Genomic DNA, 25,222 nt, shown 5'->3' on the forward strand with positions numbered 1-25,222 from the left:
TCGGGGCAGAGCGTCCATGCATCGTCTTGCAGGATCCAGGCATCGATCGACGGACGGTCGTTTACGGGATCAACGCGCGGGGCACGGCGGGGTGACGGGCGGTGAGCAGCACAAGGCCCAGGTGGGCGGCTTGCCGGGGGGCGCCGGGCGCGGTGCGCGCGGGCGCCGCTTCAGGCAAACCGTTCCAGCGACTTTGCAGAAAGTTGCCGCAAGGTCTTTCGAATTCATTTCCGCGCTGTTACGTTCCTGTCCGCCATCACAGGCGTTCCGAACGGCCGAGCGAGGCGTTCCGGCGCCATCTCGGGCGTTCCCTTTAAGGAGTTCACATGCGGCGTGGCATGGTGACCACCGCGTTGGTCGCGGGGCTGGCAATGGCGGCGACGGCGTGCGGAGGCGGCGGCGGAGGCGACCAGCAGAGCGGGGGTGAGCTGTCGGGCACCGTGACCTTCTGGGACACCTCCAACGACGCCGAGAAGGCGACGTACAGGAAGCTGGCCGAGGCCTTCGAGAAGGAGCACCCCAAGGTCGACGTCAAGTACGTCAGCGTCCCGTTCGGCGACGCCAACGCCAAGTTCAAGAACGCCGCGGGCGGTGGGGCCGGCGCCCCCGACGTGATGCGCACCGAGGTCGCCTGGGTCGCCGACTTCGCCAACCTCGGCTACCTCGCGCCGCTGGACGACACCCCGGCCCTGGACAACCCGGACGACTACCTCCCGCAGGCGTTCGGCAGCACGAAGTTCAAGGACAAGACCTACGCGGTCCCGCAGGTCATCGACACCCTCGGCCTCTTCTACAACAAGCGGCTGCTCAAGGAGGCCGGCGTCGAGGTCCCCAAGACCTTCGCCGAACTGACGGCCGCCGCCAAGCAGATCAAGGACAAGACCGGCGCCACCGCGCTCTACCTGCGCGGCGACGACCCGTACTGGTTCATGCCGTACCTGTACGGCGAGGGCGGCGACATGGTCGACGCCCGCGACAAGGTCGTCACGATCGACGATGACGCCGGGGTGAAGGCCTTCAGGACCATCAAGGACCTGGTCGACTCCAAGGCCGCCGTCACCGACGCCACCGACGGCCAGGAGAACCAGCTCAAGGCCCTCAAGGACGGCAACGTCGCGATGGCGATCAGCGGCCCGTGGGACATCGAGGGCGTCCGGGCGGGCAAGGAGTTCAAGGACAGGAAGAACCTCGGCGTCGCGCCCGTGCCCGGCGGCAGCGCCTCCCAGGGTTCCCCGCAGGGCGGCTGGAACCTCTCCGTCTACGCCGGCTCGAAGAACCTCCAGGCCTCCTACGCCTTCGTGAAGTACATGAGCTCGGCGAAGGTGCAGCAGCAGACCACCGAGAAGCTGAGCCTGCTGCCCACCCGCAAGTCGGTGTACGAGATCCCGTCCGTCAAGGGCAACGAGATGGTCGGCTTCTTCAAGCCCGCCGTCGACAAGGCCGTCCAGCGCCCGTGGATCGCCCAGGGCAACTCCCTCTTCGAGCCGATCAAGGTCCAGATGAACAAGGTCCTCACCGGCGCCGCCACCCCCGAGCAGGCCGCCAAGGCCGTCGGTGACAGCTACCGCAAGCTCCTCAAGGACTACAAGTGACGGAAGCGGTACGGATGTCCCGCGCCCGGCGCAAGCAAGCCGCCTCCGCCGGTGCGCCGGGCCGGGTGCGCAAAGCCCTGGCCACCCACTGGTACGCCTGGACCATGGTCGCCCCGGTGGTGCTCGTCATCGGCGTCATCATCGGCTACCCGCTGGTCCGCGGCCTGTACCTGTCGCTGACCGACGCCAACGAGGCCAATGTCGAGCGCAACATCGGCATGAACCACATCCCGGCCACCTACAAGTTCACCGGCCTGGACAACTACACCGCGATCCTCGGCGACGGCGTCTTCTGGGGCCGGCTCGGCTGGACCGTGGTGTGGACGGTGGCCTGCGTCGGCCTCACCTTCGCCATCGGCCTGACCCTGGCCAACCTGCTCAACCGCAAGCTGCGCGGCCGCACCTTCTACCGGCTGGCGCTGATCCTGCCCTGGGCCATCCCGGCCTTCGTCTCCGTCTTCACCTGGCGGCTGCTCTACAACGAGAAGAACGGCCTGCTGAACAAGCTGCTGGCGGGCGGCGGCATCGACGCGGTGCCGTGGCTGAACGACCCGACCTGGGCCAAGCTGTCGGTCATCACCGTCAACGTCTGGCTGGGCGTGCCGTTCATGCTCGTCGCGCTGCTCGGCGGTCTCCAGTCGATCCCGGGCGAGCTGTACGAGGCCGCGGAGATGGACGGCGCCAACGCCTGGCAGCGGTTCCGCAACATCACGCTGCCCGGCCTGCGCGGGGTGAGCAGCACGGTGATCCTGCTCTCCACCATCTGGACGTTCAACATGTTCCCGGTGATCTACCTGCTCACCCGGGGCGGGCCCGGCGACGCCACGGAGATCCTGGTGACGTACGCCTACCGGCTCTCCTTCGTCGACAGTCCGCGCGACTTCGCCGGCTCGGCGGCCTGGGGCGTGCTGATCCTGCTCCTGCTGTCCATGATCGCGGTGGTCTACCGCCGTTCGCTCCGCAAGCAGGGAGAGGTGTGGTGATGGCGAAGCCTTCGCGTCACAAGCGCGGTCCGCTGGCCTCCGTCGGCCTGCACGCGACCCTTCTGGTGGCCGCCGTCATCGCGGTCTTCCCGCCGCTGTGGCTGCTGGTCACCTCCTTCAAGCCGAAGAACGACGCCTTCACCACCGGTCTGGTCAGCAACTTCACGTTCGCCAACTACCGGCACGTGGTCGCCGACACCCAGTTCCTGACCTGGTTCGGCAACTCGGTGCTGGTCGTCGGTGTCACCACCGTCCTCGGCGTCTTCGTCGCCGCCACCACCGGCTACGCCGTCAGCCGCTTCCGCTTCCCCGGCATGCGCCCGCTGATGTGGCTGCTGCTGATCACGCAGATGTTCCCGGTCGCCGTGCTGATCGTGCCGCTGTACAACCTGATGGCGAGCCTGGGCCTGCTCAACCAGCCGGCCGGCCTGGTCATCACGTACCTGACCATCGCCGTACCGTTCTGCGCCTGGATGATGAAAGGGTTCTTCGACACCATCCCGGTGGAGATCGACGAAGCCGGACGCGTGGACGGCCTCAACCCCTTCGGCACCTTCTGGCGCCTGGTCCTGCCGCTCGCCCGCCCCGGCCTGGCCGTCACCGGCTTCTACACCTTCGTGACGGCCTGGGCCGAGGTCGCGTACGCCTCCGCCTTCATGACCGGCGAGGAGAACCTGACCCTCGCCGGCGGCCTGCAGACCTTCGTCAACCAGTACCTCAACGACTGGGGTTCGATGACCGCCGCCGCCGTGATCATCGCGGTGCCCGCGGCCCTGGTCTTCGCCTTCGCCCAGCGCCACCTCGTCGCCGGACTGACCGCCGGCACCACCAAGGGATGACATGACCACCGAGCACAACGACGCCACCGGAGCGACCGCCCCCGCGCCCTCCTCCGACGCCACCCAGTGGTGGCGCGACGCGGTGATCTACCAGGTCTATCCGCGCAGCTTCGCCGACGGCAACGGCGACGGCATGGGCGACCTGCCCGGCATCCGCGCCCGCCTGCCCTACCTCAGGGACCTGGGTGTCGACGCCGTCTGGCTCAGCCCCTTCTACTCCTCCCCGCAGGCCGACGCCGGTTACGACGTGGCCGACTACCGCGTCATCGACCCGGCCTTCGGCACCCTCGCCGACGCCGAGGCCGTCATCCGCGACGCGCACGCCTTGGGGCTGCGCATCATCGTGGACGTGGTCCCCAACCACTGCTCCGACCAGCACGCCTGGTTCCGGCAGGCGCTGGACGAGGGCCCCGGCTCGACGCTGCGCGAGCGCTTCCACTTCCGCAAGGGACGCGGCGAGAACGGCGAACTCCCGCCGAACGACTGGGAGTCCGTCTTCGGCGGCCCCGCCTGGACCCGCGTCGCGGACGGCGAGTGGTACCTCCACCTCTTCGCCCCCGAACAGCCCGACTTCAACTGGGACAGCCCGGCCGTCCAGGACGAGTTCCGCTCCATCCTGCGCTTCTGGCTCGACCTCGGCGTGGACGGCTTCCGCATCGACGTGGCCCACGGCCTGGTCAAGGCCCCGGGACTGCCCGACATGGGCCGTACCGACCAGCTCAAACTGCTCGGCAACCAGGTGCTGCCCTTCTTCGACCAGGACGGCGTCCACGAGATCTACCGCTCCTGGCGCAAGGTCCTCGACGAGTACGCGGGCGAGCGCATCGGCGTCGCGGAGGCCTGGACCCCCAGCGCCGACCGCACCGCCCTCTACCTGCGCCCGGACGAGCTGCACCAGGCGTTCAACTTCCACTACCTCGGAACCGGCTGGGACGCCGCCGAACTGCGCGCCGTCATCGACGCCTCCCTCGACGCGATGCGCCCGGTCGGCGCCCCCTCCACCTGGGTCCTGTCCAACCACGACGTCGTACGGCACCGCACCCGCCTCGGCGGCGGCGAGCGCCGGGCCCGCGCCGCGGCCCTGCTCATGCTCGCGCTCCCCGGCTCCGCCTACGTCTACCAGGGCGAGGAACTGGGCCTGCCCGAGGTCACCGACCTGCCCGACGAGGTCCGCCAGGACCCGTCCTTCTTCCGCGCCAACGGCCAGGACGGCCTGCGCGACGGCTGCCGGGTGCCGATCCCGTGGTCCGGCGACACCGCCCCGTACGGCTTCGGTACGGGCGGCAGCTGGCTGCCGCAGCCGCCGGAGTGGGCACGGCTGAGCGTCGCCGCCCAGACCGGCGACCCGGCCTCCGTGCTGGAGCTGTACCGTACGGCGCTCAAGCTCCGCCGCGAGCACCCCGGCCTGGGCGCGGGCGACGCGGTCCAGTGGCTGGACGCGCCCGAAGGCGTGCTGGCCTTCCGCCGCCCCGGCGGCTTCGTCTGCGTCGTGAACACGACCGCCGAACCGGTACGCGCCCCGGCCGAGCCGTCCTGGCGCCTGCTGCTGGCCTCGTCCGGCCTGCTCACCGCGGACGACGAGCTGATGGTCCCGGCGGACACCGCCGTGTGGTGGGAAGCGTGACGGACCTCCCCGACGTGCCGTCGGCCGGGGGCAACGGCCCCCGGCTGGCGCACATCGCCGCGCAGGCGCAGGTCAGCGAGGCGACGGTCAGCCGGGTGCTCAACGGGAAGGCGGGCGTGGCCCGGGGTACCCGGCAGCGGGTCCTGGCGGCCCTGGACCTGCTCGGCGGCGAGCGCCCCGTGCGCCTGCGCCGCACCAGCGCGGGGCTGGTCGGCCTGATCGTCCCGGAGCTGACCAACCCGATCTTCCCGGCCTTCGCCCAGCTCATCGAACAGGCCTTGGCGGGCCACGGCTACACCCCCGTCCTGTGCACCCAGCTCCCCGGCGGCGCGACGGAGGACGAACTGGTCGAGCAACTGGAGGCCCGCGGCGTCACCGGCATCATCTTCCTCTCCGGCCTGCACTCCGACAGCACCACCGACCCCGCCCGTTACACCCGCCTCACCGACCGCGGAGTGCCGTACGTCCTCATCAACGGCCACCACGAGGGCATCGCCGCCCCCTTCGTCTCCCCGGACGACCGGGCGGCGGCCCGCATGGCCGTACGCCACCTCGCCGAACTCGGCCACCGGAACATCGGCCTGGCCGTCGGCCCGGCCCGCTACGTACCGTCGCGCCGCAAGGCCGAAGGCTTCGTGGCGGCGCTCACCGACACGCTCGGCCTGCGACGCGAACACGCCGAACGCCTCATCCGCCACACCCTCTTCGGCGTCGAGGGCGGTCACGCGGCGGCTGCCTCCCTGCTGGACGCCGGCTGTACGGCGATCGTCTGCGGCAGCGACCTGATGGCCCTCGGCGTCGTCCGCGCGGCCCGGCAGCGCGGCCTCGACGTACCGGGCGGGGTCTCGGTCATCGGCTTCGACGACTCCCAGCTCATCGCGTTCACCGACCCGCCGCTGACCACCGTCCGCCAGCCGGTGCGGGCGATGGCCACGGCCGCCGTGGACGCGCTGATCGAGGAGGTCCGCGCGCGTGCGGACGGCGACCGGCCGCCGGACCGCCACACGGAGTTCGTCTTCCAGCCGGAGCTGGTGGTACGGGGCTCGACGGCCCCGGCCGCTGCGGTCGGGGCCGCCGATTCCCCGGCGGGCCGGGTCAGTGGTCCGGCGGAAGACGCAGGCGCCCGGAGATGACGGTGCGGGCGACGTGCAGCAGGGGCAGGTCGTGGCGCCAGGCGTGGGCGCGCAGCCGTACCAGGGCTTCGTCGATGCTCACGTCGAGCTGGGCGGTGAGCATGCCGGCGGCCTGATGTACGGCGGCGCGGTGCAGGGCCGGACCGTCCGACCCGGTGGCCAGGGCGTGGGCCGGGGTGTGCAGCAGCAGTTCCAGTGCCACGCGGGCGAACCGGCTGAGGTCCTGGCACTGGGGGGCGGGGAAGGGGCCGGGGGCGATGCGGTAGCCGGTCAGGACACCGGCGGTGGCGGCGCCCAGCAGGAGCGGCTCGGCGATGACGGCACGGGCCGGTGTACGGGACGCGGCGGGAGCGAACAGCGGCCAGCGGCCGTTGGGGGCGGCGCCCAGGTCGGTCTCGATGACGGTGCGCCCGGACCTGGCGGCCTCCAGGGTGGGGCCTTCGCCGAGGGTGTACTGCAGGTCCTCCAGTTCCGGGCCGAGCGGATCGGCGGGATCGGCCCACAGCAGTTCCAGCATGCCGCGCCGGGAGCGCAGGGCGAGGGTCAGGGCGTCGAGGCGCAGGAGCCGGGCGGCCTCGGCCGCCGGCGCGTCGGTCAGGTCGCCGCCGGTGTCGGCGGCCCGGCGCAGACTGTCCAGGAGATCGGTGAACTCACCGCGGATCATCACACGTCCCCCCCCTGGGCCGAGCAGGGGGGCAGAGAAACAACCGGCGTTGACGGGCCCCGGCTCATCGAGCGGGGGCGAGCAGGTCGGCGGGTACGTCGCCCCGGGTGATCCGGGCCGACAGGTCGGTGAGTTTCTGCTGCCGGGAGCGGGCATGGGCGCGCAGCCGCTGGAACGCCTCGTCCATGCCGATGCCCAGGCGGGCGGAGAGCACCCCCTTGGCCTGTTCGATGACCAGGCGGCTGTCCAGCGCCGTCTGCAACTGGTCGAGCACCTGGTCCTTGTCGGCCAGTTGCTGCCGGAAGGCGAGGGCCGCACCGGCGGCGTCGGCGAGTGTCTGCGCCAGCCGCAGGTCCCGGTCGCCGAGGTAGGGCGGTCCGGCCATGAGCAGGTTCAGGGCGCCCCAGGGACAGCTGCGGCAGGCGCAGGTTCACCGCGGCCACCGCTCTGATCCCGGCCCGGCGGGCACGGGGGGCGAAGCGCGGCCACCGGATGCTGCCCGGCGGCTCGGTCAGCGAGAGCACCGGCAGCGGGCGGCGGGAGCGGGCACTGTCGAGGCAGGGGCCCTCGTTCAGCTCGCTCTGTTCCTCCTCCAGGGCCAGGCACAGTTCGTCGGACGCGGTGACGTACACGACGCTGGTGCCGTCCGGCTCCAGGACGGTGATACCGGCGCTGCGTACGGGCAGCAGGGCGACCGCCTGGGCGGTCAGGTCGTGCAGCAGCTCCAGCGGGTCGAAGCCCGCGCGGCGGCGCGCGAGGCTGAGCACGCCGTGCGCGATCAGTACTTCGCGGTCGGTGGTGGTGGTCATACGGCGCCTGCCAATCGGCCGGCACCCGTCCCATGACGGCGGCGGGGTCAGGGCTGCGTCCGGCGGCGGGAGGTCGTCGGCCCCTCACTCAGGCCATGTCGCGCCCGCTGACGAGAACTTCGCTGCTCGCCTCCCCTTCTTGGCTCGCCCGCCCGAGACCGCCGCGTCGGCCGGTTCCACGCAGCCCGGACGGCCTCACGGTGCGGTCGGGCAGCTACCCGTTCTCCGGGCTTCGAAACCGATGCCGTTCGGTGTTCGCGTCCGTATGTGTCCGCCTCGGCGTGTGCGCGGTGAGGCTTCGCAGGGATCAACGCAAATGACAGGATGACCCTCCGCGGCGGCCTTCAGCCGCGCCGCCGCAGCCACCACGGGAAAGGTGCCGGACGAACCATGGCCATCATCCACCACACCACCCTCTCGCCCACCAAACTGGAACTGCTCGCCCCCTGGCTCCTCAACCAGCCCTGGTACGCGGGCGACGGCCGCGCGCCGGAGCTGACCAAGGCGGGCGGCTTCCGGCTCGACGACCCGGAGGGGGCGGTCGGCATGGAGTTCATGGTGGCCACCGACACGGCCGGACCCGAACCGGTCACCTACCACGTCCCGTTCACCTACCGGGGCGCGCCCCTGGGCGGCGCCGGCCACGCGCTGGTCGGCACGCTCGAACACGGCGTACTGGGCAAGCGCTGGGTCTACGACGGCACCCACGACCCGGTCCTCGCGACCCAGCTCTTCGCCTGCCTCACCGGCACGGCCGCCCCGCAGGCCCAGAGCGAGACCGACGCCCTCGACCCCACCGTCCTCCCGCACTTCGCGGAAACCGGACACGAGGGGGCCACGGGGCCCGAGTCGGTGACGCAGGGCGAGGCTGCGACCGACATCCACATCCAGTCGTCCCGCCCGCTGGTCCTGCGGGTCCACCGGGTGCTGACGGCGGGGGAGGAGGCGGCCGGCGGGACGCTCGGCCACATCAGCGCCACGTGGACGGACACGGCGGGGGAGAAGGTACGGGGTGTGTTCGTCACGGCGCATGAGCGCGGGGAACCCGGCAGGTGATCAGTGCGGCGTGCGGGCAGCGCAGGTACGGGGACCAGAAGTCGGTGCCGTACGAGCGGAGGGCGGCGGGGGACACCCGGAAGGGGTGCCAGTCGATGCCCGTGAACCCCGCGTCGGCCAGGGCTCGTCGCAGGGAGCCCCGGGTCCAGTAGCGTGCCGCGACATCGACCTCGTACGCGTCGAAGCACAGCTCCAGGGTGATCCGTGAGGCGTCCGCGCGGGGCTCGTCCTCGTGCAGCCGGATGCCGTACCGCTCGTAATAGGCGGGATCGCCGTCGTAGTCGGGATTGACCGGCAGGGCCACGAACAGGCCGCCCGGGACCAGTGCCCGGGCGGCCACCGCGCACAGTCCGACCAGTTCGGCGTAGGTCGTCGCGTACGGCAGCACGTACACGCCGAGCGCGATGTCGAACGCGCCGTCCGCGGGCGGCTCGGTCGTGTACCGGATGCCGAGCGGTTCCCAGGCCTCCCGCTCCGCCGCGTGCGCGATCATGCCCGCGGAGATGTCGTACCCGACCACCCGCCCGGCACCGGCCCGCCTGAGCATCCGGCAGTACTGACCGGTGCCGCAGCCGATGTCCAGCACGGACCGGCCGCCGAGGCCGCCCAGCAGTTCCCGCACCGAGTACGACTCCAGGTCCCGCCGCCACGGCAGCTCGGCCATGTCCTCGTACAACCGGGCCAGCGCGTCGAACTGGCTGCGCATCGCGTGCCGCTAACCCGCCGCGAGCGGCGACCCGAGCAGCCAGTTGCCCGGGGCCTCCGGGTCCGGGCTCAGGTAGAACTCCTCGATCGCCGTACGGAACTCCGCGTGGCTGATGGCCCCGCTGCCGTCCCGGTCCAGCCGCCGGAAGGCGGGCTGCGAGGTCGCCGGGTCGACGCCGAGCGCGTCGTACATGCGTACGTACTCGTCGGCGGTGAGCTGCCCGCTGCCGTCCGTGTCGAGTGCGCTCATCAGCGCGTCCACGATGGCCAGTACGACGTGCTCGAACGTCTTCGGCTCGGTCACCTGCGAACGCATCAGGTCGATGAACGTCCGGCGCGCGACCCGCCCTTCACCGTCCACGCCACCCGCGTCGCGCAGCACGTCCCACCACCGCATGAAGGCGTCACGCATCGCGGTCCGGTTCCCGGTGTCCCCGGGCCGGACCAGCGCCGTGAACATCCCGGCCATCTGCTCGAAGTCCTCGCGGGTCAGCCAGCCGTCCTCGGTCCGGTCGAACCAGTCGAAGAGCATGCTGAACTTCCGGTCGAGGGTGTCGTACGCCGCCATGGAACCCACCGTCCTCTCGCGGTGGCCCTGGGGCAGGGCCGCGTCCCATGCAACTGCCAATGGGGGTGGCGGTCAACGACGGTGCGCGTCAGGTTGCGTAGGGGGAAGACCCGTACGGCATCCGGCGGGGCGAGGGGGTGGAAGGCGACTTCCATACGGCCGCCGCCTTCCAGACCGCTGTGCTTGTGCCTGCGCCAGGTGTGTTCCACGGTGTGGCCAGTTTCTCGCGCATTTGCTTCAGCAGCGCAACGGATGCATCGGGCGAGAGCGCCTGCGAGCGCATCTTCGCATAGCGCTGGGTCAGCGTACTGACGTCTCCGGGGTCGGCGATCAGTTCACTGAATCGCTGGCCTTCGACGTAGCCGAGCCAGCCGTTGTCGTGGGTCTCCATGATTTGCAGCGGGCCGTCATAACCTGCATGGTCCGGCTGCCACAGTGGCATGATCTGGAAGGTTACGTTCGGCAGCTCGATGCACTCGAGCAGGTGCTCCATGAGCTTTCTGTTGACGCTGGGGCCCCCAATCTGCCTGCTCAAAACGGCTTGTTCGACGATGAAGCTGAGTGTGCATGTCGGCTCGCGACGCAGTAGCGCCTGGCGGGCCAGCCCGGCGGTGACCCAGCGTTCCACCTGGTCTTCGGATGACAAGGGTGGCGTGTTCCTCATGATTGCGCGCATGTATGCCTCGGTTTGAAGGAGGACCGGGACCACACGGCATTCGTATGTGCACTGGCTGAGTGCGCTTGCCTCCATGTCCGCCCAGATTTGGGTCCAGTTCGGCGGGGCCGGGTTCCGGGACAGATGCTTCGCCGCAGCTTTCAACACTCCGAAGGAGTTCAAGGTCCGCTCGGCCCGTTCGACGAACCCCTCCGGCGGGAACCGGCGGCCTTGCTCGATCGAGGCGATGGTCTGCGGAGAGAATCGCACCAGAGGTGCAAACCCTTCCTGGGTCAGCCCGGCGCGTTCCCGGAAGATCTTCACCACGGCACCGAAGAATTTCAGTCCGTTCGACGGTACCGGCATTCCCATGCCCCGACTGCCGCCCATTCGGGCCACCTCCAGTGTTCGTGCGCAACTCGGCCATGGTCACTGTCGGTGATTCACGATGTCCACCCTGCGTACTCGTACAGTTACGTCTGTACGGGCTGGAAGCCTGGTCACCGGAGTCGTACACGCGGAACCGTGGTTCCATGCGAACCTCACTCATCACCCGCCCACCCAAGCCCCCCGTCACCGTACGTGTGTTCACCCAACGCTTCAGCAGCACGCGGCTGGGCGCGCGGTTGGCCCGTCATCTCGCCGTGCACCGGCTCGACGCGTGGGGGTTTCCGTACGGGACGTCGTTTTCCGATGATGTCGGGGCCGTCGTCGGGGAGTTGGTTGCCAACGCCGTCACGCACGGCCGCGTGCCGGGGCGGGACTTCGAGTTGCGGCTCGCGGTCGTCGGCGGGCTCGCCCGTACGGGGACGCTGCGGATCGATGTGACCGACACGCGGACCGAGCGGCGCCCACCGTCCCCCGGCGGCCTCGCCCCCGCGCCGCCCGACGCGGACGCCGGGCGCGGGCTGCTCGTCGTGGCCGCGCTCGCCACCCGGTGGACGGTCCTCGACCGGCTGCCGGTCGGCAAGACCGTACGTGCGGAGCTGGACCTCGCTCCGGGAGTCACTCCAGGAGGAAGCGCCAGCGGTCGGCCGACTCCATCATGTCCGTGATGACCCGCTCCAGGAACGTCGCCGCCTTGGCGGACCGTTGCCCCACGGGGGTGTCCAGCCCGGCGGCCTCCGCCACCGCCATCGTGGCCCGTATCGTCGCGAGCGTCTGACGCGCGCTGGTCGCGACGGAGTTGTACCAGGCGTCGTCGTCGATCACGTAGAGGTCGCGGCGCCGGTGCGGGTCGCGCTCGCGCCGGACGTACCCGTGCTGGACGAGGAAGTTCACGGCCACGGAGACGGATGCCGGGCTGACCTTCAGGCGGCGGGCCAGCTCGGCCGCGGTGCGCCTGCCCTCCTCGGACAGCGCCAGGTCGACATGGACGCGCGCCGTCATCCTCGGCATCCCGGACCTGACCGCCAGTTCGACGATCTCCTCCTCCAGTGCGCCGCCCGACGCCTCGGCCGCGCGTGGCGGTGCCGGCATGCTGCGCCGCGCGCGCTGGACCGTCGCCCGGTGCGCCTGCTGGGAGCGGTAGCCGGCGGGGCCGCCGTTGCGTCCGACCTCCCGGCTGATGGTCGAGGTCGGCCGGTCGAGCCGCCTGGCGATCTCCGCGTAGGGGAGCCCGTCGGCGAGTCCGTCCGCGATGCGCTGACGTTCCTGCTGGGTCAACCGTCCTCCTGGCATGCCGTCAGTATTGCCTTCGGCGGCAGCCATTGCAACGCGGCGTTGCGTTCAGTCTCTGTGTCATTGCATCAATTAGGCGGCTCTGAGCTGGGATTGTGGGCTTTTGGTGATTGACGCATGGGTGAATGCAACGTAGCTTTCGCGATACGCCAAACGCGCACTATCGCGAGATGAGGAATGGTCATGAGCGAGTCCGTCCACACCGTCCCGCCGCTGCCCACCGGGCCCCGGGCCGGCTGTCCCTTCGCCCCGCCGAAGGAACTGCTCGATACCCGCGGGCAGGGCCCGATCGGCCACTACACCCACCCGGGCGGGAAGCCGGGCTGGATGATCACCGGATACGACCTGGTGCGGTCCGTCCTCGCCGACCCGCGGTTCAGCTCGCGCAAGGAGCTGATGAACGTGGTCGACTTCGAGATCCCGCCGCCCCCGCCCGGCGAGTTCGTCCTCATGGACGACCCGCAGCACCGGCGCTACCGCAAGCCGCTGATGGGGAAGTTCACCGTACGGCGGATGCGGCTGCTCACCGAGCGCGTCGAGCAGGTCACCGCCGAGCGCCTGGACGCCATGGAGAAGGCGGGCCCGCCGGTGGACCTGGTGACCGCGTTCGCCCGGCCCATCCCCGCCATCGTCATCTGCGAGCTGCTGGGCGTGCCGTACGAGGACCGGGACTTCTTCCAGGGGCGGGTCGACTCGTTCATGAACGGCGAGACGAGCGACGAGGACCTGATGGCGGCCTACACCGAGGTCCAGGGCTACCTCGCGGACCTGGTGGCCGCCAAGCGCGCGAACCCCACCGACGACGTGCTCAGCGATCTCACCGACACCGACCTGACCGACGAGGAGCTGAAGGGCATCAGCCTGATCCTCCTGACGGCCGGGCTCGACACCACCACGAACGTGCTGGCACTGGGCACCTTCGCGCTGTTGCAGCACCCGGAGCAACTGGCCGCCCTGCGCGCCGATCCGGCGCTGGTCGAAGGGGCCGTGGAGGAGCTGCTGCGGTACCTCAGTGTTGCCAAGCAGTTCTGGCGGACGGCGCTGGAGGACGTCGAGCTGGGCGGCCAGACCGTCAAGGCCGGCACGACGGTCGCCATATCGCTCAGCACCGCCAACCGCGACCCCGGGCGTTTCGCCGACCCCGATGTGCTCGACATCCGGCGGCAGAACCGCGGGCACCTGGCCTTCGGCCACGGCGTCCACCAGTGCCTGGGGCAGCAACTGGCCCGTGTGGAGCTGCGGGTGGCGTTCTCCGGGCTGTTCCGCCGTTTCCCCACGCTGCGTCTGGCCGTACCGGCCGAAGAGGTGGAACTGCGCCCGGAGTCCGCGGACATCTTCGGGGTGAAGCGGCTTCCGGTCGCCTGGGACGTGTGAGCGCGCAGCGGCGGTACGGGGGAACCCGCCGGGGGAGCCCGCCGTAGCAGCGCTGTAATCTCTTGCGCAAACTCTTGCAACAATCAACCGTGGCGGATAGAACAACGGCCGAACACCTCCCACCCCCTCAGGAGGAACCATGGCCCCCGCCCGCCGACGCCCGTCCGCCCGCAGAACCACGGCCGCCGCCCTCACCCTCCTCGCCGGCGCGGCGGCGGCCGTCCTCGCCCCGCCGCCGCGGCCCGCGCACGCGGCGCCGCCCGGTGCGAAGGACGTGACCGCCGAACTCTTCCAATGGCGTTACGACTCGGTGGCCAGGGAGTGCAAGGACACGCTCGGACCAGCCGGTTACGGCTACGTGGAGGTCTCCCCGGCCACCGAGCACATCCAGGGCGGCCCGTGGTGGACCTCGTACCAGCCGGTCAGCTACCGGATCGCCGGACGGCTCGGTGACCGGGCCGCCTTCAAGAACATGGTGGACGCCTGCCACGCGGCCGGGGTCAAGGTCGTCGCGGACGCGGTGATCAACCACATGTCGGCCGGGTCGGGTACGGGAACGGGCGGATCCCCGTACACGAAGTACGACTACCCGGGCATCTACCAGCGCCAGGACATGGACGACTGCACCGAGCGGATCACGAACTACCGCGACCGGTGGAACGTCCAGCACTGCGAACTGGTCGACCTGGCCGACCTGGACACCGGCGAGCCGTACGTCCGCTCGCGCATCGCCGCGTACCTCGACGACCTGCTGTCGCTCGGTGTGGACGGCTTCCGCGTCGACGCGGCCAAGCACATGCCGGCGGAGGACCTGGCCGCGATCAAACGGCAGCTGAAGAACCCGTCCGTGTACTGGAAGCAGGAGGCGATCCACGGGGAAGGCGAGGCCGTATCGCCGACGGAATACCTCGGGAACGGGGACGTGCAGGAATTCCGCTACGGGCGGGACCTCAAGCGCGTGTTCCAGAACGAGAAGCTGGCGTATCTGAAGAACTTCGGGGAGGGCTGGGCGTACATGCCTTCCGGGAAGTCCGGGGTCTTCGTCGACAACTGGGACACCGAGCGCAACGGCTCCACGCTCAACTACAAGGACGGCGCGAACTACACCCTCGCCAACGTCTTCATGCTGGCGTGGCCGTACGGGGCGCCGGATGTGCATTCCGGGTACGAGTTCACCGATCACGACGCCGGGCCTCCCCAGGGGGGCGCTGTGCGTGCGTGCTGGCAGGACGGGTGGAAGTGCCAGCACAACTGGCCCGAGATCCGCTCCATGGTCGGGTTCCGCAACGCCACTCACGGCGCGGCCGTCACCGACTGGTGGGACAACGGCAACAACGCGATCGCCTTCGGGCGGGGCGACAAGGGCTACGCCGTCATCAACCACGAGGGCAGCCCACTCACCCGTACGTTCCAGACCTCCCTCCCCGCCGGAACGTACTGCGACGTACAGAGCCGCAAGCCGGTGACCGTCGGTGCCGACGGCCGCTTCACCGCCACGCTCGCCCCGAACACCGCGCTGGCGCTGCACGTCGGCGCGCGCAGCTGCGGCTGATCCGGTGCGACCGGTCCGGCCCCGCCCCGCCCGCCCCGAACGTCCTGAAGGAGTCCTTACGTGAGGCGCACCCTCCGCCGTACCGTCACAGCCGTGGCCATGGCCCTGTGCGCGGCGGTCCTGCCCGCCCCGCTCTCCGCGAACGCCGCACCGCCACCGGCTCCCGCCCCGGCGGCGGCTCAGTGGATCGACCGCGACACCGTGGTGTGGAAGGGCGCCCGGCACGCGGCCGCCCAGCTGGAGTTCGGGGCGGAGGGGGAGGGGGAGCGGCGAGGGCTGATACGTCTTGCGCCCGCCGCGCTCAGCCCCGCCGAGCGGGCAGCGTATCCGCACCTGAAGGACTTCCCGGCCTTCGCCGTCGATCCGCGTGACCAGCGGCTCGCGGCCGCCGCGCTGCGGGAACGGCTCGTCGCCGTGCAGCCGGACGCGGACGGGCGGCGCGTCAGCACCGGCGTGCAGATCCCCGGCGTACTGGACGACCTGTACGGGCCGGCCGCCGCCAAGGTGCCGCTCGGCCCGGTCTTCCGGCGCGGCCGTCCCACGCTCGCCGTCTGGGCGCCGACCGCCCGCACCGTCGCGCTGGAACTCGACGGGCGGACGGTGCCGATGCGGCGGGACGATGCCAGTGGCGTGTGGCAGGTGCGGGGCGCGCGGGGCTGGGCGGGCAAGCCGTACCGGTACGTCGTGACCGTCTGGGCGCCCAGCGTCGGCCGCTTCGTCACGAACAAGGTCACCGATCCGTACGCGACCGCCCTGACCGCCGACTCGCGGCGCAGCGTAGTCGTCGACCTCACCGACCCGCGCCTCGCGCCGAAGGGGTGGGCGAGGCTGAGGAAACCCGCCGCGGTGCCGCTGAACCGGGCCCGCATACAGGAGCTGCACATCCGGGATTTCTCGATCGCGGACCGCACCTCGCACCATCCCGGTCAGTACCTGGCCTTCACCGATCGCCGTTCGGACGGAATGCGTCACCTGAAGGCGCTCGCGGACGCGGGAACCTCGTACGTCCACCTGCTGCCCGCCTTCGACATCGCGACCATCCCGGAGCGGCGCGCCGACCAGGCCCGCCCCGACTGCGACCTGGAGGCACTGCCCGCCGACTCCGAGCGGCAGCAGGAGTGTGTGGGCGAGGCCGCCGCGCGCGACGCCTACAACTGGGGGTACGACCCGTTCCACTACACCGTGCCGGAAGGCTCGTACGCCTCCGACCCCGACTCACCGCGCGCGCGGACCGTGGAATTCCGGCGCATGGTGCAGGGGCTGAACGGGGCCGGGCTGCGTACGGTCATGGACGTGGTCTACAACCACACCGCCGCCAGCGGGCAGAGCGCGCTGTCCGTGCTCGACCGGATCGTGCCCGGCTACTACCACCGGCTGCTGGACGACGGCTCCGTGGCCACCTCCACCTGCTGTGCGAACACCGCGCCCGAGCACCTGATGATGGGGCGGCTCGTGGTCGACTCGATCGTCACCTGGGCGAAGCAGTACAAGGTCGACGGCTTCCGGTTCGACCTGATGGGCCACCACCCGAAGGCCAACATCCTGGCCGTGCGCAAGGCGCTGGACGCGCTGACCGTCGCCGAGGACGGCGTGGACGGAAAGGCGATCATCCTCTACGGAGAAGGCTGGAACTTCGGCGAGGTCGCGAACGACGCGCGCTTCGTGCAGGCCACACAGCGGAACATGGCGGGCACCGGCATCGCCACCTTCAACGACCGCTCGCGCGACGCGGTGCGCGGCGGCGGGCCCTTCGACCCGGACCCGCGCGTCCAGGGCTTCGGCTCCGGCCTCTACACGGCCCCCAACCCCTCGCCCGCCAACGGCACCCCGGCCGACCAGCGCGCCCGCCTGCTGCACTACCAGGACCTGATCAAGGTCGGGCTGACCGGCAACCTCGCCGACTACACCTTCACGGACACCTCGGGCCGTACGGTCAAGGGCTCGCAGGTCGACTACAACGGCGCGCCCGCCGGGTACGCCGCGGCGCCCGGCGACGCCCTCGCGTACGCCGACGCCCACGACAACGAGACGCTGTACGACGCCCTCGCCTACAAGCTCCCGCAGGGCACCTCCGCCGCCGACCGGGCCCGGATGCAGGCCGTGGCCATGGGCGTCGCGGCGCTCTCGCAGGGCCCGGCCCTCGCACAGGCGGGGAGCGATCTGCTCCGGTCCAAGTCCCTGGACCGCAACTCCCACGACAGTGGCGACTGGTTCAACGCGCTGCACTGGGACTGCCGCGACGGCAACGGCTTCGGGCGCGGCCTGCCGCCCGCCGCCGACAACAAGGACAAGTGGCCGTACGCCCGGCCGCTGCTCGCCGACCCGGCCCTGCGACCCGGCTGCGCGGAGATCACCGCCGCTTCCGCGGCATACCGGGACCTGCTCCGCATCCATGCCGCGGAGCCGGTATTCGGCCTGGACAGTGCCGGTGCCGTGCAGGAGGCGCTGTCCTTCCCGCTGTCGGGGACGGCCGAGACGCCGGGCGTGGTGACCATGCGGCTGGGCAAGCTGGTCGTGGTCTTCAACGCGACGCCGCAGCGGCAGGTCCAGCGGGTCCCGGCGCTGGCGGGACAGCGGTACGGGCTGCACAGCGTCCAGGCGCGCGGCGCCGACCCGGTGGTCAAGACCGCGTCGTACGAGAAGCGGACCGGGACGTTCGCGGTGCCGGGGCGGACGGTGGCGGTGTTCGCGGCGCGGTAGGGGGTGCGCTCGACGCTGTTGGTGGGGCCGTTCATGGGCCGCCCTGCCCATGAACGGCCCATCCGCCGTAGGCGGCTCCGGGGCCTGGTTTCCCCCGTGGATCTCTCCCATGGTTCCCCCATCGTCCGCCGGAGCGGACTCCATGGGCCCCCGTGATCCCTTGACCCGCAGGCCCCGGTGACATCCACTTTCCCGGCTCGGGGGATTGTCCGAAAGGGCTGTCCGCGCCGGACAATGGCCCGTACAACTCGTTCTGGTTGTGCGGCGCCGAGTCGCGCGCCGGTGCTGTGCGCCGGTTGCGCGCCGGGTGTGTACCCCCTATACGCCCTGGTCCGGGCCCGGTTCAGCGCTCTGGTCCGGGCCCGGCTTCGCGCCCTGGTCCGGGCCCGGTTCCGCGCCGTGGGCCGCGTCTGCTCCGGGCAGCCGCTTCTCCAACAGCGTGACGGTGTACCTGCTGCCGTCCGAGCCCACCTTCGCCGGCTGCTCGCCGACGGCGCGGTAGCCCGCGCTCTCGTAGTACGGGCGCAGGCGCGGATTGCTCGACTTGCAGTCGAGGCGGCTCAGCGGACGGCCCTCCGCGGCGATCCGCCGCTCCGCGCGGGCCAGCATCGCGCGGCCGGTACCCGCCGGGGCCCGGTCGTGGTCGACCATCAGGCGGTGCAGATAGCCCGCCACGGGCGGCTGCGGACCCCACGCGGGCAGGTCCTCCCACCACAGTTCCCACGCGCCGACGATCTCCCCGCGCAGCTCCGCGAACCACACCTCGTCCTGCTTGATGTGGAGCCGGAAGTGCGCGGCGTCCCGTTCGCCCGGCGCCCACTGGTCGATGCCGCGGCTCTGCATCCAGCGGGCGGCGCCGTCGTAGAGGGCGACGAGGGCGGCCACGTCGGCATCGGTGTCCTCGGCGAGCCGGTAACTGATCATGTCCATGCGCGGATTGTGCCGCAGGGGAGCAAGGACCGGCAGCCGGTCCCGGGCCGGGCCGGAACGCCGCGGTCCGGGGTGTGACGGCCGGTGGGGGCAGGGCCGGAAAGCGTTCGCTGCGCAGACCGGCGCCCGCCCCGTGGCTCAGGCCGTGTTGGTCGCCCAGATCGGCTTGTCACTGGCGTTGTAGATGACGATGTTGCCGTCGTCCTGCACGGAGAGCTTCGCGCCGTGGTTCCCGCCGGTGTCGGAGTGCCAGATCTGCCGGCCGGAGGAGTCGTAGACGACCAGGTCGCCGTCCATCTCGAAGGCGGCCGTGTCGCCGTTCGGGTAGACGCCGTCCGCCTGCCAGGACGCCTTGCCGTCGCGGTACGCGACGAAGTTGCCGTCCTCCTGGAGGCGCAGCAGGGTTTCGCCGTTACCGGACGTCCACGCCTGGTTGCGGCGGATGAACGTCCTGGGCTGGAAGTCCGCGTTCGCCATGTCTGCCCCCTCGCTTCGGCCCGGGGCCCTTCCCCGGGCCGTCAGCCAAGGTAGTGCTGCGGACCGTGGGGACCTCAGGGGCGATAACGCCGACTGGTTCGCTCTGTTTCTGCCGGTGCGGGAGACGAGTTCGCGGCCGTTCGCGGTCGTCCGGGACGGTACGGCGGGGGCTGGCCGCGCGGGAGGGGGCGCTGTTTCGGCTGGGGCGCCGGAGAGCGGGGTCCGGGCCGGCGGGCGGCGGCCCGGTCCGGCGCAGGAACCTTTCCGCCGGGCGCACCCGGCAGTCGGGCCCCGGCCACCGGCCGACGCGTCCGGCCGGTAAAACTGGCGCACCCGCCGTCTTGTGATCAGCCGCGGTACCGGGGAGGCCGTCACCTGTGCCCCGGCGTCGCCCCGTAAACGGGAGCCGATGGCAGAACCGGCCGCGGGCGGTGTGCCTCCGTCCCCGGCCGCGGGCGGTGTGCCTCCGTCCCCGGCCGCGGCGCCTCACGTCGGCTGCGGCGCCAGCGCCACCAGCCGCGTCAGCAGGTCGCCGAACGGGCCGTCGGACGGCTCACCGGCCAGGACGCGGCCCAGGATGTCCGCCATCTCCTCGTCGTACGCGGCACTCACCGCCGCCAGCGCCGCGAAGTCGTGCACCAGCTGCCGTTCCAGCTCGCCGCGCGGAATGGCGCGGCTGTCGAGCCAGATCAGCGCCGTGGTCTCGGCGAGCGATATCCAGGAGCGGACCACCAGCTCCATCCGCGGCGCCGGGCCGGTCACCCCGAGGTGGGCGAGGATCTGCTCGTACGCGGCCTGGCGCACCCCGTCGATCATCGCGCGCGCCCGGCCCGAGCCCGCCGCCTCCATCGCGCCGATCGACGGCCCGCCGCGCATCAGCGCGGAGAAACCGGGGCCGTGCTCCTCGACGAAGTCGAAGAAACGCTCCATCACGCGCAGCAGCCGGGCGCCGAGCGGCCCCTCGTGCGGCTCGACGAACCGGGCGGCCAGTTCGTCGGCCGCCCGGCGCAGCGCCGCCTCGTACAGGCTCTGCTTGCCCGGGAAGTAGTGGTAGACCAGCGGCCGGGAGATGCCGGCCGCCTCCGCGATCTCGTCGATCGAGACCTCTTCCGGGGCCCGGTGACTGAACAGGTCGAGCGCCACGGCGATCAGCTGCTCGCGTCGTTCCTCGACACCCATCCTGCGGCGCGCCCCGTTGGTCATGCGAACACCCTAGCGACCGGGGCGGCACCGCGGAATCGAGTGACCGGAGAGCGGACAGCGGTCTCCGCGGAGCGGCCGGAGGCCGGGCACCACCCGCTTTCCGCGGCCTTCAGAGATCCAGCACCAGCCGCTCCCCCCGGGCCCGCGAGACACAGATCAGCAGCGAGTCGTCGCGCTCGGCGTCGGTGAGCAGGTCGTCGCGGTGGTCCACCTCCCCGGCGAGCACCCGCTGCTGGCAGGTGCCGCAGAAGCCCTGCTCGCAGGAGTACGGCAGGTCGGGCAGCGCCTGGTCGCGGATGGCGCGCAGGACGCTGCGGTCCGCGGGGACGGTGACCGTACGGCCGGTACGCCGCAGCTCGACCTCGAACTCCGCGTTCTCCCCGGCCGGCACGGCGGCAGCGGGCGCGAACCGCTCGGTGTGCAGGGTCAGTCCGCGCGCGCCGTGCGGCAGCAGCGCGGCGACGGCGTCCATCAGCGGGTCGGGGCCGCAGCAGTACACGGCGGCGTGCGGCGGCGCGTCGGCGAGCGCGGCGGCCAGGTCGGGCAGGCCGTTCTCGTCCTCGGAGACCACCGTCACCCGGTCCGACGCGGCGCCCGCCAGCTTCTCGATCTCCGCCAGGAACGGCATCGACGCCCGCGTCCGCCCGCCGTACACCAGCCGCCAGGGCACGCCCTCGGACTCGGCCTGCCGGAGCATCGGCAGGATCGGGGTGATGCCGATGCCGCCCGCGATGAAGAGGTAGGCGTGGCACTCCTCCAGCCGGAAGCGGTTGCGCGGCCCGCGCACCTCGACCACCGTGCCCTCGTGCAGCTGCTCGTGCACCTCCCGCGAGCCGCCCCGGCCGTCCTCGATCAGGCGCGTCGCGATCGTGTACGAGCCGGTGTCGGCGGGGTCGCCGCACAGCGAGTACTGGCGTACGGCGCCGGACGGCAGCACCAGGTCCACGTGCGCGCCCGGCTCCCAGCCCGGCAGGCCGTCGCCCTCCAGGCGCAGCCGTACGACGCCCTCGGCCTCCTCGGCGCGCTCCACGACCAGCAGTTGCCGGGGGCCGGAACGGTCCCGGGTCCGGCCGGAGACGGGGTGCTCCAGGGCGGGCATCGGCCACAGCGGCGACCGGCCGATGCGCCGCCGCAGCGCCCGCCGGACGACCAGCGCGGTTCCGGCGGCGACCAGGACCGTGGGTATGCGGGGGAGGGACGGCATCTCAGGCGGCTCCTGTCGGGCGGGTGTGCTGCGTCGGGCGGGAGCTGTGCGTCGGGTGCGCCTCGGCGGTGGATGTGGCGGTCGCGGTGGACGTGGCGGCCGCGGCGGTCGCGGCCGGCGACTTCGCGAGGTAGGCGGCGGCCTGCGCGGTGCTGCCGTACCGCGACGGGTGGTAGGAGCGGCTCAGGTACTGCGGGATGGAACGGGCCATCGCGCCCGGGGTGGGCAGCACGCCCTGCCGCGCGCCCCGCGCGTACTTCCGGAAGCCGGCCCGGCCGTCCGGGAGCGTCGGGTCGTTCGCCATGAAGAAGCGGACGCCGCGCTGCCAGAGGAAGACCAGCGCGGTGAAGGCGGTGGCCCAGGTCCGCACCCGCCGCCGGTAGCCGCCGTCCACGTGCATGAACAGGTCGAAGGCCACCGAGCGGTGCTCGACCTCCTCCGCGCCGTGCCACCGCAGCAGGTCCAGCATCGTCGGATCGGCGCCCCGCGCGTCCAGCGCCCCGGCGTTGAGCACCCAGTCCCCGAGGAACGCGGTGTAGTGCTCGATCGCGGCGATCGTCGCGACCCGCTCCATCAGCCACCACTGGCGCGCCCGGCCCGGTGGCGATGGGGACACCGCCCACGCGTTGCGCAATGGGGGACGGTCCCCGAGCAGCTTCTCGAAGAGCCAGTCCACCTGCGCGGTGTACGGGGTGGGGTCGAGCCCGAGCCGCTTGAGATGCGGCAGCACGTCGTCGTGCGCCTGCGAGTGCATCGCCTCCTGCCCGATGAAGCCGAGCACGTCCTCCCGCAGCCGCGCGTCGCGGATCTGCGGCAGGACCTGCTTGTAGACGTGCACGAACCACCGTTCACCGGCGGGCAGCAGCAGGTGCAGCACATTGATCGTGTGGGTGCTGTCCGGGTCACCGGGAATCCAGTGCAACGGGGTGTCCGCCCAGTCGAAGGCGACGTTGCGGGGCTTCAGCGGGGTGTGCTCGGACGCGACCGGCCGGGGCCGCAACGAGGCCGTATTAGACATGGCGTCAATGTACTGGTGAGTACGGCATGGGCAACAGGGTCACGACGGGGAATTGCCGCAGCCCTTCACGGATCGCCCGCTACCGCAGCCCCGACACCCGCGCCCCGCCCGGCAGCCGTGCCGACAGCTCGGCCTGGGCACCCGCGGCGGCCGGTACGGCGAGCAGCGGCCCGGCCGCGCGGCCCGTCACCCCGCCCCGCGCGGTGATCTCCGTGAGCTGTTCGCTGCCCGCGGCCACCAGCCACCACCGGCCGCCCTGCGCCTTCCACAGCACACCGGCCAGCACCCACGGCTCGCGCGGGCCGCAGCCGGGGCCGCCTTCGGAGCGGGCCACGACCGTGCCCGGTGCGTCGGCCCGCCCCGCCTTGCCGGGGGTCTGGATCTGGGTGAAGGTGCGGGCGCCGGGGCCGCGCCAGGTTTCGGCGCGGGTGCACAGCCATGCGGCGGTGCCGCCGCCGGCGGGCAGGGGACCGCGGGCGAACTCCCAGGTGTTGACGGCCCGTACGCCCTGGCCGCGCAGCCCGCCGAGATGGCATGCCGTACGGGCCCAGGCGGCGCGCGCCTGCGGTCCGGACGGGTCGCCGGGCCGGTCCGGTGCGCCGTACGTCAGGCGGGCCGGGAGCAGTTCGCCCAGGTCGGTGAAGAGGTGGCCGTCCATGCGCAGGGCCTGCCAGGCGGCGCAGGCGGTGGCCTGGGCGGGGGACGGTACGGGGCCGGTCGTGCCGCCGTCGAGGTGCAGCGGCTGGGGGCCGTCGGTGGGCTTCAGGAGGTCGGCCAGGTCCGCGCGGTCGATCCAGGGGGCGGTCAGGTAGCGGACGTTGCTGTCCGCGCGGTTGAGGACCAGGGCCGGGGCGGAGACGTCGTCGGCCCCGTCCGTGCGGGCGAAGTCCAGCGCCGCGCCGGGGCCGCCCTCGCTCCGCTCACCCGCGCCGTCCGCCGGCTCGGCATAGCGCACCACGCGCAGCCCGTCGTACAGCACCACCACCGCGGACCGGTCCACCACGCCCGCGTAGAGCAGCTGTGGCGGACCGGCCGCGGGGCCCTTGGCGGTGCCCGGGGTGGCGGAGACCCGCACGTCCGGGCCGGGCCTGGCCCACACGGCCAGGGCGCGCCGCAGCAGCGCCCGGTCGTGCGTGCGGTCGCCGCGGGCGGGCCAGGCCGCAAGACCCCGCCGTGTCGCGTTCCGCCAGGCCCCGGCGGGGGCCCGCGTCACCTTGGCGGGGTCGAGGGCGGCCTGGGCCGCCGCGTTCTGGGCGTACGGGGGAGCCGCGGCGCCATCGGGGCCCCAACCGCCGCCCGGCAGCCCCAGCAGCGCACCGCACACCAGCACCGCCGCCCCGGCCGCCAGCACCGCGCGGGTGTGCTGGCGGCGCCGCATGAGGTCGGTGGGCCGGGCCTGGAGCGAGCAGGGGTCGAATTCGGCGGACTCCAGCAGCGAGCGGTCCCGGCTGCCCGCGGGCGGCGGCGCCCCCGCCGCCTCGGCGAGCGCGCCGGGCGCGTCCTGCGCCCCGGCCTCCTCCAGGACCGCGCACACGTCCGCGTCGCCCAGCCCCTCCAGGGCGCGCAGCACATACGCCGCGCGGGCCGGTCCGGAGAGCGCCGACAGGGTCCGGTCCAGGGCGAGTTCGTCCGCGCCGCCGGCCCGCGGGAACAGCCGCAGCCCCCAGACCCGCGGCAGCAGCGGCGGAAGGGTGGGCACGGGCACGGAGCGGCGCGCCAACGGAAGGCGCAGCCGGGGCCGTTCGGCGGCCAGGGCGGAGCGCAGCGTCCGCAGCCGGACGAACGCGTAGCCCGGGTCGGGGGCCGGGTGGCCGGAGCGTCGCTGGGACGGCAGGAGGGGGAGCGGAGTGCGGGAGTCCTGGCGCGGCAGCGCGCGCTGGACGATCGAATGCGCCGTCAGGACGCGGCGGCTGCGTCCCAGTGCCGGCGGCAGCACCAGGTAGGCGAGGCGCGTCAACCGCGGGTAGTGCTCGACGAGGGCGGCCTCGGCCTGGCCGACGCCGACGAAGACGGCCGGGCCGTCACCGGCGCCGGGGCTGTCCGGGCGGGGTGCTGTTGCCTGCTGCTGCTCCACGTTCGGTGAAACGAGTGATTCCTGGGATGGTCACCTCGTCCGCCGTCCCCGGACGAGGCACTCCGTACGGCGGCGGGGCGTCGCTCGCCGCCGTACGGGAACGCGCGGCTACTCCGAGGGCAGGTGGCGGTCGAGATCGAACTCGCCGTCCCGGGCGCCCAGGACGAACGCGCGCCACTCCGCCTCGGTGTACCGCAGCACCACGTCCGGTTCCTTCGAATTCCGCATGGCCACCGCGCCCTGCTCCAGGAAGGCGATCTCCACCGCCTCCTCGGACTCGCCGGGGGCCCGCTGCCAGGTGGCGTCGGAGATGTCGAGGGCGTAGAGCCACTCCTTCTCAGCTGCGGCACTCATACGGTGAACTCCTCGCTCGCGGTCCGTA

23 protein-coding genes are annotated in these 25,222 nt (G+C 72.1%); 10 read left to right on the forward strand and 13 right to left on the reverse strand.

Going from position 1 to position 25,222, the window contains the following annotated elements; all coding sequences use genetic code 11:
- The first annotated feature begins 326 nt into the window (after positions 1 to 326).
- The 5 genes from CP973_RS10265 to CP973_RS10285 are packed head-to-tail and all read left to right on the forward strand — an operon-like array spanning position 327 to position 6,171.
- Positions 327 to 1,592: an extracellular solute-binding protein gene (locus tag CP973_RS10265; RefSeq protein WP_150239516.1), complete on the forward strand. Its 1,266-nt coding sequence runs from the start codon at positions 327 to 329 to the stop codon at positions 1,590 to 1,592.
- Between the two features lie 14 nt (positions 1,593 to 1,606).
- A complete protein-coding gene (locus tag CP973_RS10270; protein WP_150243399.1) occupies positions 1,607 to 2,575 on the forward strand; it encodes a carbohydrate ABC transporter permease in 969 nt (322 codons plus the stop codon).
- Positions 2,575 to 3,414, forward strand: coding sequence for a sugar ABC transporter permease (locus CP973_RS10275; RefSeq protein ID WP_150239518.1), 840 nt, complete (start codon positions 2,575 to 2,577; stop codon positions 3,412 to 3,414). Before CP973_RS10270 ends, CP973_RS10275 begins: the two co-directional genes overlap by 1 nt.
- Position 3,415: 1 nt before the next feature.
- On the forward strand, positions 3,416 to 5,038 hold the full coding sequence (locus CP973_RS10280) for a glycoside hydrolase family 13 protein (protein WP_150239520.1): 1,623 nt from the start codon (positions 3,416 to 3,418) through the stop codon (positions 5,036 to 5,038).
- Positions 5,035 to 6,171, forward strand: a complete 1,137-nt coding sequence (locus CP973_RS10285; protein WP_150239522.1) for a LacI family DNA-binding transcriptional regulator — start codon at positions 5,035 to 5,037, stop codon at positions 6,169 to 6,171. The genes CP973_RS10280 and CP973_RS10285 overlap by 4 nt, the downstream gene beginning before the upstream one ends.
- Here CP973_RS10285 and CP973_RS40395 read toward each other — a convergent pair.
- Both CP973_RS40395 and CP973_RS40770 read right to left on the reverse strand, forming a co-directional pair.
- On the reverse strand, positions 6,134 to 6,835 hold the full coding sequence (locus tag CP973_RS40395; RefSeq protein WP_150239524.1) for an ANTAR domain-containing protein: 702 nt from the start codon (positions 6,833 to 6,835) through the stop codon (positions 6,134 to 6,136). The genes CP973_RS10285 and CP973_RS40395 overlap by 38 nt on opposite strands.
- A gap of 64 nt (positions 6,836 to 6,899) precedes the next feature.
- The gene (locus CP973_RS40770; protein WP_244409365.1) at positions 6,900 to 7,220 is read right to left on the reverse strand and encodes an ANTAR domain-containing protein; all 321 of its coding nucleotides are present in this window, start codon (positions 7,218 to 7,220) and stop codon (positions 6,900 to 6,902) included.
- Between the two features lie 814 nt (positions 7,221 to 8,034).
- Between CP973_RS40770 and CP973_RS10300 the strand changes: the two genes are divergently transcribed.
- Positions 8,035 to 8,700, forward strand: coding sequence for a maltokinase N-terminal cap-like domain-containing protein (locus CP973_RS10300; RefSeq protein ID WP_150239526.1), 666 nt, complete (start codon positions 8,035 to 8,037; stop codon positions 8,698 to 8,700).
- Here the strand turns inward: CP973_RS10300 and CP973_RS10305 are convergent.
- The 3 genes from CP973_RS10305 to CP973_RS10315 form a co-directional block, all read right to left on the reverse strand.
- Complete coding sequence (locus tag CP973_RS10305) at positions 8,666 to 9,406, reverse strand: class I SAM-dependent methyltransferase (RefSeq protein WP_150239528.1); 741 nt, start codon at positions 9,404 to 9,406, stop codon at positions 8,666 to 8,668. The genes CP973_RS10300 and CP973_RS10305 overlap by 35 nt on opposite strands.
- Before the next feature lie 9 nt (positions 9,407 to 9,415).
- Positions 9,416 to 9,973, reverse strand: a complete 558-nt coding sequence (locus CP973_RS10310) for an EF-hand domain-containing protein (RefSeq protein WP_150239530.1) — start codon at positions 9,971 to 9,973, stop codon at positions 9,416 to 9,418.
- An 88-nt stretch (positions 9,974 to 10,061) separates the two neighbouring features.
- Positions 10,062 to 11,018, reverse strand: coding sequence for a helix-turn-helix domain-containing protein (locus tag CP973_RS10315; protein ID WP_150239532.1), 957 nt, complete (start codon positions 11,016 to 11,018; stop codon positions 10,062 to 10,064).
- Positions 11,019 to 11,161: 143 nt separating this feature from the next.
- On the opposite strand from CP973_RS10315, the gene CP973_RS10320 reads away from it, so the two are divergent.
- Positions 11,162 to 11,683: an ATP-binding protein gene (locus CP973_RS10320; RefSeq protein WP_150239534.1), complete on the forward strand. Its 522-nt coding sequence runs from the start codon at positions 11,162 to 11,164 to the stop codon at positions 11,681 to 11,683.
- Here CP973_RS10320 and CP973_RS10325 read toward each other — a convergent pair.
- Complete coding sequence (locus CP973_RS10325) at positions 11,634 to 12,308, reverse strand: helix-turn-helix domain-containing protein (protein WP_208853161.1); 675 nt, start codon at positions 12,306 to 12,308, stop codon at positions 11,634 to 11,636. The two genes, CP973_RS10320 and CP973_RS10325, sit on opposite strands and share 50 nt — an antisense overlap.
- Before the next feature lie 183 nt (positions 12,309 to 12,491).
- On the opposite strand from CP973_RS10325, the gene CP973_RS10330 reads away from it, so the two are divergent.
- The 3 genes from CP973_RS10330 to pulA all read left to right on the forward strand — a co-directional run bounded on the left by CP973_RS10330 (position 12,492) and on the right by pulA (position 17,934).
- Positions 12,492 to 13,682 carry a cytochrome P450 gene (locus CP973_RS10330; RefSeq protein WP_150239539.1) on the forward strand — a complete coding sequence of 397 codons (1,191 nt, stop codon included), beginning with the start codon at positions 12,492 to 12,494 and terminating at the stop codon, positions 13,680 to 13,682.
- Between the two features lie 139 nt (positions 13,683 to 13,821).
- Positions 13,822 to 15,234, forward strand: coding sequence for an alpha-amylase (locus CP973_RS10335; RefSeq protein WP_150239541.1), 1,413 nt, complete (start codon positions 13,822 to 13,824; stop codon positions 15,232 to 15,234).
- A 60-nt stretch (positions 15,235 to 15,294) separates the two neighbouring features.
- Complete coding sequence (gene pulA, locus CP973_RS10340) at positions 15,295 to 17,934, forward strand: pullulanase-type alpha-1,6-glucosidase (RefSeq protein ID WP_167538311.1); 2,640 nt, start codon at positions 15,295 to 15,297, stop codon at positions 17,932 to 17,934.
- Between the two features lie 318 nt (positions 17,935 to 18,252).
- Here pulA and CP973_RS10345 read toward each other — a convergent pair whose 3' ends face one another.
- The 7 genes from CP973_RS10345 to CP973_RS10380 form a co-directional block, all read right to left on the reverse strand.
- Positions 18,253 to 18,864 carry a GNAT family N-acetyltransferase gene (locus tag CP973_RS10345; protein WP_244409366.1) on the reverse strand — a complete coding sequence of 204 codons (612 nt, stop codon included), beginning with the start codon at positions 18,862 to 18,864 and terminating at the stop codon, positions 18,253 to 18,255.
- A 138-nt stretch (positions 18,865 to 19,002) separates the two neighbouring features.
- Entirely contained in the window at positions 19,003 to 19,341 is a 339-nt protein-coding gene (locus tag CP973_RS10350) for a hypothetical protein (RefSeq protein ID WP_150239543.1), read from the reverse strand.
- 486 nt (positions 19,342 to 19,827) lie between these two features.
- Positions 19,828 to 20,544, reverse strand: coding sequence for a TetR/AcrR family transcriptional regulator (locus tag CP973_RS10360; RefSeq protein WP_150239547.1), 717 nt, complete (start codon positions 20,542 to 20,544; stop codon positions 19,828 to 19,830).
- A gap of 109 nt (positions 20,545 to 20,653) precedes the next feature.
- On the reverse strand, positions 20,654 to 21,748 hold the full coding sequence (locus tag CP973_RS10365; protein WP_150239548.1) for a PDR/VanB family oxidoreductase: 1,095 nt from the start codon (positions 21,746 to 21,748) through the stop codon (positions 20,654 to 20,656).
- 1 nt (position 21,749) lies between these two features.
- Positions 21,750 to 22,766: a metal-dependent hydrolase gene (locus CP973_RS10370; RefSeq protein ID WP_244409368.1), complete on the reverse strand. Its 1,017-nt coding sequence runs from the start codon at positions 22,764 to 22,766 to the stop codon at positions 21,750 to 21,752.
- A gap of 79 nt (positions 22,767 to 22,845) precedes the next feature.
- A complete protein-coding gene (locus CP973_RS10375; protein WP_150239550.1) occupies positions 22,846 to 24,840 on the reverse strand; it encodes a hypothetical protein in 1,995 nt (664 codons plus the stop codon).
- A gap of 108 nt (positions 24,841 to 24,948) precedes the next feature.
- Positions 24,949 to 25,194, reverse strand: coding sequence for a DUF397 domain-containing protein (locus CP973_RS10380; protein ID WP_150239552.1), 246 nt, complete (start codon positions 25,192 to 25,194; stop codon positions 24,949 to 24,951).
- Positions 25,195 to 25,222: the final 28 nt, after the last annotated feature.

The sequence above is a fragment of the Streptomyces albofaciens JCM 4342 genome, from assembly GCF_008634025.1.
GTDB lineage: Bacteria > Actinomycetota > Actinomycetes > Streptomycetales > Streptomycetaceae > Streptomyces > Streptomyces albofaciens.